At 51.7% G+C, this 12821-nt stretch carries 8 protein-coding genes; 5 read left to right on the top strand and 3 right to left on the bottom strand.

What is annotated here, in order from left to right:
• Positions 1 to 33 precede the first annotated feature (33 nt).
• A complete protein-coding gene (locus tag IMCC21906_RS00610; RefSeq protein WP_047010537.1) occupies positions 34 to 360 on the bottom strand; it encodes an antibiotic biosynthesis monooxygenase in 327 nt (108 codons plus the stop codon).
• A gap of 476 nt (positions 361 to 836) precedes the next feature.
• On the opposite strand from IMCC21906_RS00610, the gene IMCC21906_RS00600 reads away from it, so the two are divergent.
• Positions 837 to 1139, top strand: coding sequence for a hypothetical protein (locus IMCC21906_RS00600; protein WP_047010535.1), 303 nt, complete (start codon positions 837 to 839; stop codon positions 1137 to 1139).
• Positions 1140 to 1638: 499 nt separating this feature from the next.
• On the opposite strand, the gene IMCC21906_RS00595 is transcribed toward IMCC21906_RS00600, so the two are convergent.
• On the bottom strand, positions 1639 to 2547 hold the full coding sequence (locus tag IMCC21906_RS00595) for a response regulator transcription factor (protein ID WP_047010534.1): 909 nt from the start codon (positions 2545 to 2547) through the stop codon (positions 1639 to 1641).
• A complete protein-coding gene (locus IMCC21906_RS00590) occupies positions 2544 to 5951 on the bottom strand; it encodes an ATP-binding protein (protein ID WP_047010533.1) in 3408 nt (1135 codons plus the stop codon). The genes IMCC21906_RS00595 and IMCC21906_RS00590 overlap by 4 nt, the downstream gene beginning before the upstream one ends.
• A gap of 1848 nt (positions 5952 to 7799) precedes the next feature.
• Between IMCC21906_RS00590 and urtA the strand changes: the two genes are divergently transcribed.
• The 4 genes from urtA to urtD all read left to right on the top strand — a co-directional run bounded on the left by urtA (position 7800) and on the right by urtD (position 12175).
• Positions 7800 to 9044: an urea ABC transporter substrate-binding protein gene (gene urtA, locus IMCC21906_RS00575; RefSeq protein ID WP_047010530.1), complete on the top strand. Its 1245-nt coding sequence runs from the start codon at positions 7800 to 7802 to the stop codon at positions 9042 to 9044.
• A 218-nt stretch (positions 9045 to 9262) separates the two neighbouring features.
• Entirely contained in the window at positions 9263 to 10186 is a 924-nt protein-coding gene (gene urtB / locus IMCC21906_RS00570; RefSeq protein ID WP_047010529.1) for an urea ABC transporter permease subunit UrtB, read from the top strand.
• 43 nt (positions 10187 to 10229) lie between these two features.
• Positions 10230 to 11381: an urea ABC transporter permease subunit UrtC gene (gene urtC, locus IMCC21906_RS00565; protein WP_047010528.1), complete on the top strand. Its 1152-nt coding sequence runs from the start codon at positions 10230 to 10232 to the stop codon at positions 11379 to 11381.
• Between the two features lie 47 nt (positions 11382 to 11428).
• Positions 11429 to 12175: an urea ABC transporter ATP-binding protein UrtD gene (gene urtD / locus IMCC21906_RS00560; protein ID WP_047010527.1), complete on the top strand. Its 747-nt coding sequence runs from the start codon at positions 11429 to 11431 to the stop codon at positions 12173 to 12175.
• Positions 12176 to 12821 lie beyond the last annotated feature (646 nt).

Below are 12821 nucleotides of genomic sequence, written 5' to 3'. Positions count from 1 at the left end.
AGCAGGGTGGGTAATGTATGCCCACCGCTTGTTTCACGATGATTGGCTCATTCCGGGTGGCATCACGACCCATTCCGGCTCGTCAAATTCACCAATTGGATGAACTTCACAGCAGGGCCCCGCACTTTGGATAATGGCTTTTATCGTTTCGTTGGGCTGACTCTCCATGGCATCTCGCTGAGCTTTGCTTTCCCAGCTAGCGATGGCAATTAACACATTGGGGTCGTCCATTTTACGATGCAGCTCGGTGCCTTTTGCCCCCGGCGCTTGTTGGATCAGCTCACTCGCCCGTACCCAGGCATCGGCATACTCCTCGGCGCTGTGACCGGGTTTAATGTGCACTTCGAAGATGTATTTCATGTGGTTTTTGGCCTCTTGCTGTAAGGGGGCGTGAAACCTAGCCTAATCTATTTGTCCTGCTTTTTAAAAATAACAGCGTGGCTTAGCCAGCGACGATAAAAGCTACCGATGTGTAAATAGGCTATCAGTAAAACTGAGCGTCGAGCAGGTGGATCCCGGCTCGCTATCGCGTCCGGGATGACGGAGTATGGAGAACGCGTCCGGGATGACGAGGTGGGGAGGGCGTCTGGGGTGACAAAGTCTGGCTTTGGTAAAGGTGCGAAGGCTTTCATGGTGGAGGGTGCATCCGGGACGACAAAGTGTGGAGGGTGCACCTTGGATGACGAACGTTTTGTAAGGCCTTCTGCTCATCGTGTTCCTTTTGTAGTCATACCGGCCCCCGAGCCGGTATCCAGTAAACCATCGCACTTTGAGTATCTGCCTGAGGTAATACATGACACCGAGCAGCTGGATCCCGGCTCGCTGTCGCGTCCGGGATGACGGAGTATGGAGAACGCGTCCGGGATGACGAGGTGGGGAGGGCGTCTGGGGTGACAAAGTCTGGCTTTGGTAAAGGTGCGAAGGCTTTCATGGTGGAGGGTGCGTCCGGGAAGACAAAGTGTGAAGGGTACACTCTGGATGACGAAAGCTTTGTAAGACCTTCTGATCATCGTGTTCCTTTTGTAGTCATACCGGCCCCCGAGCCGGTATCCAGTAAACCACTGCACTTTGAATATTTGCCTGAGGTAGAACATGCCACCGAGCAGCTGGATCCCGGCTCGCTGTCGCGTCCGGGATGACGGAGTATGGAGAACGCGTCCGGGATGACGAGGGTAGGAGTGTTGGGGGTGCCAGAGGGAAGGCGCGTCTGGGATGATGAGAGAGTTTGTGGTGAGCAGGGCGCGTTGTTGCGCAGGAGTTCGTATCGCTGCTTTTTCGGTCATACCGGCCCCCGAGCCGGTATCCAGTAAACCACCGTACATTGAATATCTGCCTGAGGTAGAACATGCCATCGAGCAGCTGGATCCCGGCTCGCTATCGCGTCCGGGATGACGGAGTATGGAGAACGCGTCCGGGATGACGGAGTGTGGAGAGCGCGTTCGGGATGGCGAGCGAGGCTAGGCGTGGGGGTGCCGAGAGGCAGGCGTGTCTGGGATGGCGAAAGTTTACCGTCACAACTATCGTGCCGTCATACCGGCTTCCGAGCCGGTATCCAGTGTTACGGAGTACATAACCCTCCGAACAATATGTTTCCTTGCAACTGTCGCCAATCTCCATTCATTGGCCTAAGGAAAGCATTTAGTTTTGCAGGTGTTTGAGGGCAATAATGGCGGCGGCGGTACGATTTTCTACGTACAGTTTTTTAAACAATTGTTCTAAATGTTTGTTAACGGTACGGGGGCTGGTGCCGAGGATGGTGCCTATTTCCCGATTGGTTTTGCCTTTGGCGATCCACAGTAAGACTTCACCTTCTCGCTCGGTGACGGGTAGGGCGGCCCGGAGCATTTCAATATCACTGGGTCGTTCAAGGTCGATGATTTGCAGTAAAAATTCTTCGGGTTCGGTTTGGCTGATGTAGCGTACTTCCAGCGGCTTGTTGCCGGCGTTTAGCTTGAGACTTTTTTCTTTGTTGTAGTGGGGCGCAAGTACTTGTCGTAACTGGGTGGGGAGTTCGCTGGCCAGCCAGTCTTCATCCAGCCCGGCGTTTTCAAACAGTTGATAGGCTTGCGGGGTGGCCCAGAGTAAGTTGCCGGTTGGCGAGGCGGAAATCAGATACTGTCCTGCCGAGTCTAGCGCGAGTCTGGCGCTAAGGGTGAGTCTGGCGTTGCTCAGATGCACGCGCATTCTGGCAATGAGTTCTTCGCCTCGAATGGGCTTGGTGATGTAGTCTACGCCGCCCGCTTCAAAGCCTTTAACAATGCTTTCGGTATCGCTAAGGCCGGTCATAAAAATAACGGGAATGTGGGCTAAATCCCGGTTGGCTTTAATTTGCCGACAGGCTTCAAAGCCATCCATAACGGGCATTTGCGCATCCATTAAAATTACATCTGGGGTGATGTTGGCGGCGATGGTCAGGGCCTGATTACCTTCGAGTGCAACCAGCACTGTCACACCGGCTTCGTCCAGGGTGTCGTTAAGCATCCCCAGGGTTTCCGGGGAGTCGTCGACTATCAGTACCACATCTTTTTTGCGCTTAACCACACTCACGCTACCTCGTCCTCCAGTAGTTTGATGACGGCGTTGTATTGGAAGCTGTTGACCAGAATGCGTAACTGGCTGAGAGATTCCGGTGCTGCAGTGTACTCGGTTTCCAATTTTTCCAGACAATTTTTTATTCCCTTGGTGTAACCAATTTTAGCGAGGCGCAATAGTTCGGCGCGGTGCTCTTCGGTTAAGGTTTGCCGTATGGAGGGTGTGTTTTCCTTGGCTTTTTGTGTGGCCGCCGGAGGCGTATCGCTTGCCTTGTATATCCACTGAATACCAGCGTGGTTGGCGAGGGTGTCCAGCAGCTCCACCATGCGCACGGGTTTCAGCAAATAGGCACTATGGGGCGGCGGGGAAATTTCTGGCGGTGGCTCGGCAATAGCGTCTGCAGAAATCATAATAATACAAGCAGCGGGATTGTCTCTTCTCAGTACCTGGGCTAATTCCCAGCCGCTCATGCCGGGCATGGAAATATCCAGCAGATAAATTTGTGGTTTATTGTCAAAGTAGCTCAGCATATCTAAGCAGGTTTCAGCGTCGGGGGCTTGTATTACGTCAAAGTCTAGGGGCGTTAATATATCGTTGAGTAAGCCGCGGTGGCTGGGTTCGTCGTCGACAACAAACACGGTTTTTTGCTCGCCCTGATATCCCCATATTTTGCGTTCGGCGGGGGATGTGCTGGTCAGCTTATTACTGCTGGGTAGCATTAACATCGTCTTGGCGTGGGTGCCTTGCCCCGGTTGGCTGCTAATGCTCAAGTCACCGCCCATAATGTCGGTGAGCAGCCGGGTGATAGTGAGACCGAGCCCGGTGCCAGCAACATGTACCGCGCCGGTTTTGCGGACTCGTTCAAAGGGGCGAAAGATCCGTTCCATATCGTCTTTATCAATGCCCTCGCCGGTATCGCGAATGGAGAATTCTGCCACTTGATTGCGGTAGCTGACGGTAAATTCCACGCTGCCCTGGTGGGTGTATTTAATGGCATTGGAGATGAGGTTGATCAGAATTTGCCGCAGCCGTTTTTCATCGGTGCGGACGGTTTCGGGTAGTGGTGTTTTACGATCAAACTGAAAGCGAATCCCTTTGCTTTGGGCCTGCATCTGAAACATGCTCACGATTTGGTCGAGCAGATTGCCGAGATGAACGTTGCCGCTGGCCAAGTCGAGACGCCCCGCTTCTATGCGGGAAATATCCAGCAGTCCTTCAATCAAGTCGGCAAGGTGCTCGCTGCTACGGCGAATGACGCTAAGTGCTTCTTGGCGATTGCGGGGAATGGCGGGGTCTTTTTCCAATAACTGGGCGTAACCCAATATGGCATTTAGCGGTGAGCGCAGCTCGTGACTGATCCCGGTTAGGTAGCGGCTTTTGGCTTTGTTCGCGGCTTCCGCTGCTTCCTTGGCTTGTTGCAGTTTTAGGTCGGTTTGGATGTGGGCTTCAATTTCGGTGGTCAACAACTCTGTCTGTCGCTGGGTTTCTTCCTGCGCGACCCGGCGACTGTCATGGACTAAGGCAAACATCCACGCGAGTACGCCGGAAACAATCAGCAGAATAAAAAAGACATTGCTTAGCGCGCTGGCTGCGGCGGCACCGTCCATGCCTTCATCAATGGTGATCTGTACATAGACCACCCCCAATACCCCGGCGATCATAAAGCTGTTCAGCAAAAACAGACCCAGAAAATGGCCCATTCGGGTGTTGAGTATACGGATCCAGTTGGTAGGTAACAGAAAGCTTAACGTGCTGGTGAGCTGCTCGGCCAAGCGCGAGTTGGTCTTGCACATATCGTGGCAACGACTATCCAGCGAGCAGCACAACGAGCAAATAGCTCCGGCATAGGCCGGGCAATGGGTCATGTCTTCCACTTCAAAATGATGGTAGCAAATACAGCAACGCATATCTTTGCGGTCGCTGAATATTACCGGCTCTCGGGCAATGTAGTATTTGCCTTTGGTGATCCAGGCAATAAGAGGTGCGGTGATAAAGGTGCTGCCAAGGGCGATGAACGAGGCCAATGCCTGGGCGATTTCGCCAAACTGATGTTGATGCGCCATAAATCCCAGGGTAGAGGCGATGATCATCGAGCCTACTCCCACTGGGTTGATGTCGTAGAGATGGGCGCGCTTAAAATCCATGGTTTTAGGCCGAAGCCCAAGAGGACGATTAATAACCAGATCGGCAACCAATGAACCCACCCAGGCCAAGGCAATAATGGAATAGACGCTGAGAATTTCTTCCAGTACCCGGTAAATTCCCAGTTCCATTAATAACAAAGCAATGGCGACATTAAAGACCAGCCAGACCACTCGACCAGGATGGTTGTGGGTAAGGCGAGAGAAAAAGTTGGACCAGGCAATTGATCCCGCGTAGGCATTGGTAACGTTAATCTTAAGCTGCGACAACACCACGAATACGCCTACCAACAACAGGCTCAATTGAGGGCTGCCGTTGAGATAACTAAATGCAATCAGATACATTCGGTTAGGGTCAGAGGCTTCTTCTATCGGGATGCCATGCTGCAGTGCGAGTACCGCTAAAAACGAACCGATCAGAATTTTAATAATGCCGCTGATAATCCAACCGGGACCAGCGGCAATTAGTGACAGCCACCAACGCATATCGGGTTTGTCTTGGTGGGGTAAAAAGCGGAGAAAATCGACTTGCTCACCAATTTGCGCGACCAGCGACAGAATGACCGCCGAGGCTGCGCCAAAAGCGAGCAGATTAAAGCCAGATGACTGACCGGCGGGGGTGAAATTGGTCCAATTACTCATGGCTTCGTCAGCCTGAAAAGCAATGCATATCAGCGGCAGTAATTGCAGCACAACCCACAGGGGTTGGGTCCAGACCTGAAAGCGACTGATCAGGGTAATACCGTGGGTCACCAGCGGAATAACCACCACCGCACTGATGAAGTAGCCGTATTCCAAGGGAATGTTCAGGGTCAGTTCCAGCGCCAAGGCCATGATGGCGGCTTCGATGGCAAAGAAAATAAACGTGAACGACGCATAGATAAGTGAAGTGATGGTGGAGCCGATATAACCAAACCCTGCACCACGAGTGAGCAGATCAATATCTACGCCCTGTTTTGAGGCGTGATAGCAAATTGGCAGGCCCGTCAAAAAGATAATTAGCCCGACCACCATCACTGCCGCCACGGTGTTACTAAAGCCGTAGCTCAGCGTGATAGCCCCGCCAATAGCCTCCAATGCTAAGAAAGAAATAGCCCCTAATGCGGTATGAGAAACCCGTGAAGGCGACCATTTTCTGGCGCTTTTTGCAGTAAAGCGCAGCGCGTAATCTTCCAGGGTTTGGTTTGCTACCCAGCGGTTATAGCTGCGCCGCACCCGAAATACGCGCTGCTGCGCCGGGGGAGATGCGGGGGCATTGTTCTGGCGCTGCTTAGTCATAAAAAAAGATGTGCCTGAGCTTTGGCGAGTTACAGGCTCCCTCGATAAATAAAATGGAAGCTAATTTTTGTCGTTAAGTGGTTAGATCCCTGCCTGGCTTATGCCCAGCTAAGATCGAATTATGGCCACTATCTTGTGAGGATTACTGCAAAAGCCGAACCATGTTTGGGTTTTGCATACACCGCCTCATGCCACGGAGTAACTGGATCCCGGCTCGCTGTCGCGTCCGGGATGACGAGGGGGAAGTGCGTCCGAGATGGCGTAGGTGGGAGGTAAGCGCGTCCGAGATAACGAAGGTTGCGGGACATTGGTTTTATTTCGTCATACCGGCCCCCGAGCCGGTATCCAGTAAACCACCGCACTTTGAATATCTGTCTAGGGTAAAGCATTACCTGGCGCAGCTGGATCCCGGCTCGCTGTCGCGTCCGGGATGACGGGGGGAGTAAGTGTGGCCGAGATGACGAAGGTGGGGATCGGCGCGTCCGAGATGACGAAGGTTGCGGCCCCTTGGTTTTTGTCGTCATACCGGCCCTCGAGCCGGTATCCAGTAAACCACCGCACTTTGAATATCTGCCTGGGGTAAAGCATTCCCCGGAGCAGCTGGATCCCGGCTCGCTATCGCGTCCGGGATGACAGAGGGGGAGTGCATCCGGGATGACGTAAGTGGAGATGGGGGCATCTGAAATACTGAGAAAATTTGGACAAAGCTTTCTGCATGCCGGTAACCCCGTTGTCGTCATACCGGCCCCCGGCTCGTAGGCCGGGGCAGGCCCCGAGCCGGTATCCAGTAAACCACCGCACTTTGAATATCTGCCTGGGGTAAAGCATTCCCCGGAGCAGCTGGATCCCGGCTCGCTATCGCGTCCGGGATGACAGAGGGGGAAGTGCATCCGAGATGACTAAGGTGGGGATCAGCGCGTCCGGGAGGACGGGGGTGGAAGTAATCGTTCGAAATGACGGAGGAGTAGGGGTATCTGGGATAACGAAGGTTGCGGGCCCTTGGTTTTGTTTCGTCATACCGGCCTTCGAGCCGGTATCCAGTAAACCACCGCACTTTGAATATCTGTCTGGGGTAAAACATTTCACCGAGCAACTGGGTCCCGGCTCGCTATAGCGTCCGGGATGACAGAGGGGGAGTGCATCCGAGATGACGTAGGTGGGGGTTAGCACGTCCGGGATTAGGAAAGTGGGGATCGGCGCGTATGGGATAACGAAGGTTGCGGGTCATTGGTTTTATTTCGTCATACCGGCCCTCGAGCCGGTATCCAGTAAACCACCGCACTTTGAATATCTGTCTGGGGTAAAACATTTCACCGAGCAACTGGATCCCGGCTCGCTATCGCGTCCGGGATGACGAGGGGAGTAAGTGTGGCCGAGATGACGAAGGTGGGGTTCAGCGTGTCCGGGATGAGGAAAGTGGGGGTGGGGGTGTCTGAGATACTGAGAAAGTTTGGGCAAAGCTTTCTGCATGTCGGTAACCCCGTTGTCGTCATACCGGCCCCCGAGCCGGTATCCAGTAAACCACCGCACTTTGAATATCTGCCTAGGGTAAAACATGCCACCGAGTAACTGGATCCCGGCTCGCTATCGCGTCCGGGATGACGGAGGGGTAAGTGCGTCCGGGATGACGGGGGTGGAAGTAAGCGTTCGAAATGACGGAGGAGTAGGGGTATCTGGGATAACGAAGCTGGTGCTAGGTGTGAGTGGTGAATGGGGTGGTTAGCGATATACGTCATCTGACGTAATTGGGGGGAGCATCCGGCGAATGTCTTTATTGATTGCACAAATAGAGACTAGCAGTGTTCTGGCTCAGGACATCTGACCTTGTTAATCCTAGGAGACAACAATATGCGCGATCAAAAAGATCATAGCCGTTGGGGGCGCCGTAAGCTCCTCAGGGCTTTGAGTTTACTGCCCGTTGGGGCATTGCTGGCATCTCAGCTGTCCTTTGCAAGTGAGGTGAATAGCACCGGTTTGGCAGTGACAGACGATGAAGTCACCGTGGGCATTTTACACTCGTTGACCGGCACCATGGCAATCAGTGAAACCGGTGCACAAGAAGCCGAGAAGCTGGCCATTAAGCAGATCAATGAAATGGGCGGCGTATTGGGCCGTCAAATTAAAGTCATTCAGGAAGATGGTGCCAGTGATTGGCCAACCTTTGCTGAAAAAAGCCGCAAGCTGTTGGTGAATGATAAGGTGGCGGCAGTGTTTGGCTGCTGGACGTCGGCCTCTCGTAAAGCGGCACTACCGGTTTTTGAGAAAGAAAATGGCTTGCTTTACTACCCTACTTTTTACGAAGGGCTTGAGCAGTCTCACAACGTAATCTATACCGGCCAGGAAGCGACCCAGCAGATTCTTGCAGGTTTGGATTGGGTAGCTAAAGAGAAGGGCGCTAAAACCTTCTACCTGATTGGTTCGGATTACATCTGGCCACGTACCTCTATGAAAATTGCCCGTAAGCATATTGAAAACGTGCTGGGTGGCAAGGTTGTGGGTGAAGAATACAAGCCGTTGGGCGATACCCAGTTCGGCTCCGTTATCAACAAAATCCGTTTGAAAAAGCCTGATGTGATCTACGCAGCGGTGGTGGGTGGCAGTAACGTTGCCTGGTTCAAACAGTTGAAAGCGGCGGGTATCACGGCTAAGAAACAAACGTTGTTGACCATCTCGGTTACTGAAGACGAAGTGCTGGGTATTGGCGGTGAGAACCTCGAAGGTTTTTACTCCATCATGAAATATTTCCAAAGTCAGGATAACGAAAACAACAAAGCTTTCGTTAAAGCGTTTAAGGAAATGTGGGGCGATGACAGCGTCATCGGTGACGTAACCCAGGCGGCTTATCTTGGTCCTTGGTTGTGGAAAGCCGCGGTAGAAAAAGCAGGTTCTTTCGATGTCGATAAAGTGGTTGCGGTATCAGAGAAAGGCGATATCGAGCTGACGACGGCACCAGAAGGCTACGTGAAACTGCATCCCAATCACCACTTGTGGAGCAAGGCACGTGTCGCTAAATGGAAGAAAGATGGCCAAGCAGAAGTGGTCTTTACCTCTGACCTGATTGAGCCAGATCCATTCCCAGAAGGCTACCAGTAAGTGTTTGTCGTCGACCTCCAGGCTTTATTTATGGTGGTCGGCGATATCAACAGACTGTTTAGCTAAGTAAAACCTCAGTCATCCCCGCGCAAGCGGGGATCCAGAAACATCAAACGTATTTAACTTGACGCATCATAAAGAGCCTGGCTTTCAGCTCAAAATGACGTTTCTAAGACTTCATTCCCATTGCAAGCCGATATACCTAGGGAGACGCCATCATGTTTGGTTATACATATAACGAGTTGGGCGCGATATTTGCCATGCAAGGATTTGCAGGCATTAGTTTGTTTAGCGTTCTCTTGCTGATGGCCTTAGGGCTGGCCATTATTTTTGGGCAGATGGGTGTAATCAATATGGCCCACGGCGAGTTCATGGCCGCCGGCGCTTACACCACCTATTTGCTTTCTACCCTGACCGAGACATATTTTCCCGGTTTTTTGCCTTACTATTTTCTCTTCTCCATTGTCGCCGCGTTTTTTGTTTCGGCGATATTGGGCTACATCGCCGAGTTTGCACTCATACGATTTCTCTATAAAAGGCCGCTGGATACCTTGCTGGCAACCTGGGGCTTGAGCTTGATTATGCAGCAGGGTTTTCGCTCCATATTTGGTGCCCGCGAGGTTAGCCCGACACTGCCAGACTGGCTGATGGGGTCGGTGCAGCCTACCGATATGATCGATATTCCTATCAACGGTATGTTTGTTTTAGGACTTACGTTGTTCATTACCCTTGGTGTTTTTTATCTCATGTTTAAATCCGATTGGGGTTTAAAGGTTCGGGCGACAACGCAAAATCGCTTAATGAGTAGTGCTGTCGGAATCAACACTAAAAAGGTAGACCGCTATACCTTTGCTTTGGGTTGCGGTATCGCCGGTGTCGCTGGCGCTGCATTTACAACCATTGCCTCTACTGGTCCGACCACCGGGGCGCTCTATATCGTCGATACCTTTATGGTGGTGGTGTTTGGTGGTGCGGCAAGTCTGCTTGGCACAATCGCCTCGGCATTCTCTATCGCCCAGGCTCAGTCCATTCTGGAGTTCTTTATCAGTGGCTCTATGGCCAAGGTCTTCACCTTGTTCACTTTGGTATTGATCTTGATGTTCAAGCCGGAAGGTTTGTTTGCCAGCAAGGTGCGCCGTTAATGCGCGCCTTTCTCCGCTTTCGACGTATGTTTGGGAGAGTTCTATGAGCTTCTTTTATGAAAAATTGATGGGCGGTAAAAGTGGCACGATCGCCTTTGCGATTTTGGCCGCCATTATCCTCGTGGTGTTTCCGCTGGTGTTAGATGCCTTCCGCTTAAACTTGGTGGCGAAGTATCTGACCTACGCCTTCCCTGCAGTCAGTTTGGTTTTGCTCTGGGGCTATGGCGGTACGCTGAGCCTGGGACAGGGAATTTTCTTCGGCCTGGGTGGTTATGGCATGGCGATGTTTCTGAAGCTGGAAGCATCCTCACCCGAAAACACTGCGATTCAGTCTACGCCGGGCATTCCCGACTTTATGGATTGGAACCAAATCACATCACTGCCGTGGTTTTGGGAACCGTTTAATAGCTTCACATTTACTTTGCTTGCCATTCTGGTGATACCGACAATATTTGCCTACCTGATTGGTGTGGCCATGTTTAAGCGTCGAGTAGGTGGGGTCTATTTTGCCATTATCACTCAGGTTATTTCGCTGATTCTTACCGTATTAATTGTGGGCCAGCAGGGCTACACCGGTGGCATTAACGGTATTACCGATCTCCGCACTCTGAATGGTTGGGATATCACCAGCGATAGTGCCAAAACCCTGTTCTACTATATCAACTGCTTCTTGTTATTGGCGGTGGTAATGGGCGGCCGGTTTATTTTGACCAGCAAGTTTGGACGCCTGTTATTGGCTATGCGAGATAAAGAAGATCGAGTGCGATTTTCCGGTTACGACGTCGCTAATTTTAAAATCTTTATCTTCTGCGTGGCGGCGATGATCTCGGCCATTGGCGGCGCCATGTTCACCCTGATAGTTGGGTTCATGTCACCGTCGTTTGTCGGCATTGTGCCTTCCATCGAAATGGTTATCTTTGCTGCAGTTGGCGGGCGTATGTCCCTGATTGGCGCGGTATATGGTTGCTTACTGATTAACTTTGGTAAAACGGCTTTCTCAGAATCCTTCCCAGAGCTTTGGTTGTTCCTCATGGGCGGCTTGTTTATTGCGGTGGTGATGTTCTTCCCCAATGGCTTGGCAGGTTTGTGGGAAGACTATGGTCATCACCTTAAGAATCGACTGAGTTTTATTACGGGGCTGTTTAAGAAGTCAGCTAGCTCAGAAAGTGAAGGCAAGCTTGAAGGTAGCAACTAGTCTATAAACGCTCTTGTGTATCAAACAGTTTCTGAAAGGTGTCGGCAATGACTACAAATACAGATTTCACCCTCTCAGTAGAAGATTTGACGGTGTCTTTTGATGGCTTTAAGGCAGTGGATAGCCTTAATTTTTATCTGGATAGAAATGAACTGCACGTGGTGATCGGCCCTAATGGGGCCGGTAAAACCACCGTGTTGGATTTGATCTGCGGTAAAACTAAAGCCACGTCTGGCAGCATTAAGTTTATGAACAAAGAGCTAACCAAGCTGGCTGAGCACGAAATTGTTCGGGCCGGCGTGGGGCGTAAGTTTCAAACACCCTCAATTTATGAAAATTTGACGGTATATGAAAACTTAGAAGTGTCTTATCCAGAAGGCCGGGGCGTGTTTGGCTCGCTGGTTTTTAAACGGGATGAGACGGTTCACAACAAGGTATTGGCGGTTGCTAAGGAAATCATGCTGGAAGATTTTCTGGATACCGAGTCTGCACTGCTCAGCCACGGACAAAAACAGTGGTTGGAAATTGGCATGTTGCTGATTCAAGACCCTGAGTTATTGATGCTCGATGAACCTGTCGCAGGGATGAGCGTAAAAGAGCGGGAGCAAACCGCGATGCTGTTAAACAAGATCAGTGCCGGACGTTCGGTGTTGGTGATTGAGCACGACATGGAGTTTGTTGCCCGTATTGCCCACAAGGTAACGGTATTACATCAAGGCAAAATATTGGCGGCAGGCCCCATGGATGAAGTGCAAAAAGATCCTAAAGTGATCGAGGTGTATCTGGGACATTAGTGCCAACTGTTAGCCCGTTTCTGGATACCGGTTCAAGCCCGGTATGACGTTACTTCAGAGTTGAAGACAAATATGGAGTTACCCGGAGTTGATTCGAAGTCCAGCGCGACGAAGTGAGACAGCCAATCGTGCAGTTGATTTCGGTTACCGAGTAGAACAGGAATGGCATAGGGTCAAAGCCAAGGCTGAATTCTGAGTCATCCCGGACATGATCCGGGATCCAGAGCGACGAAGTGAGACAGTCAATCGCGCAGTTGATTTCAGGCTACCGAGTAGAGCTGGAATGGCATAGGAGGAAAGCCAAACCTGAATCCTGAGTCATCCCGAACATGATCCGGGATCCAGCGCGACGAAGTGAGTTAGTCAATCGCGCAACTGAGTTCAGACTGCCGAGTGGGACTGGAATGGCATAGGGCCAATGCCAAACCTGAATCCTGAGTCATCCCGGACATGATCCGGGATCCAGCGCGACGGAGTGAATTAGTCAATCGCAAAGCTGAGTTCGGGCTACCGAGTAGAGCTGGAATGGCATAGGAATAAAGCCAAGACTGAATCCTGAGTCATCCCGGGCATGATCTGGGATCCAGCGCGACGAAGTGAATTAGTCAATCGCGCAGCTGATTTCGGGCTGCCGAGTAGGACAGGA

The sequence above is a fragment of the Spongiibacter sp. IMCC21906 genome, assembly GCF_001010805.1.
Lineage (GTDB): Bacteria > Pseudomonadota > Gammaproteobacteria > Pseudomonadales > Spongiibacteraceae > Spongiibacter.
The sequence above is the reverse complement of the archived record's forward strand: the minus strand, read 5'-3'. Positions and strand labels throughout refer to the sequence as shown.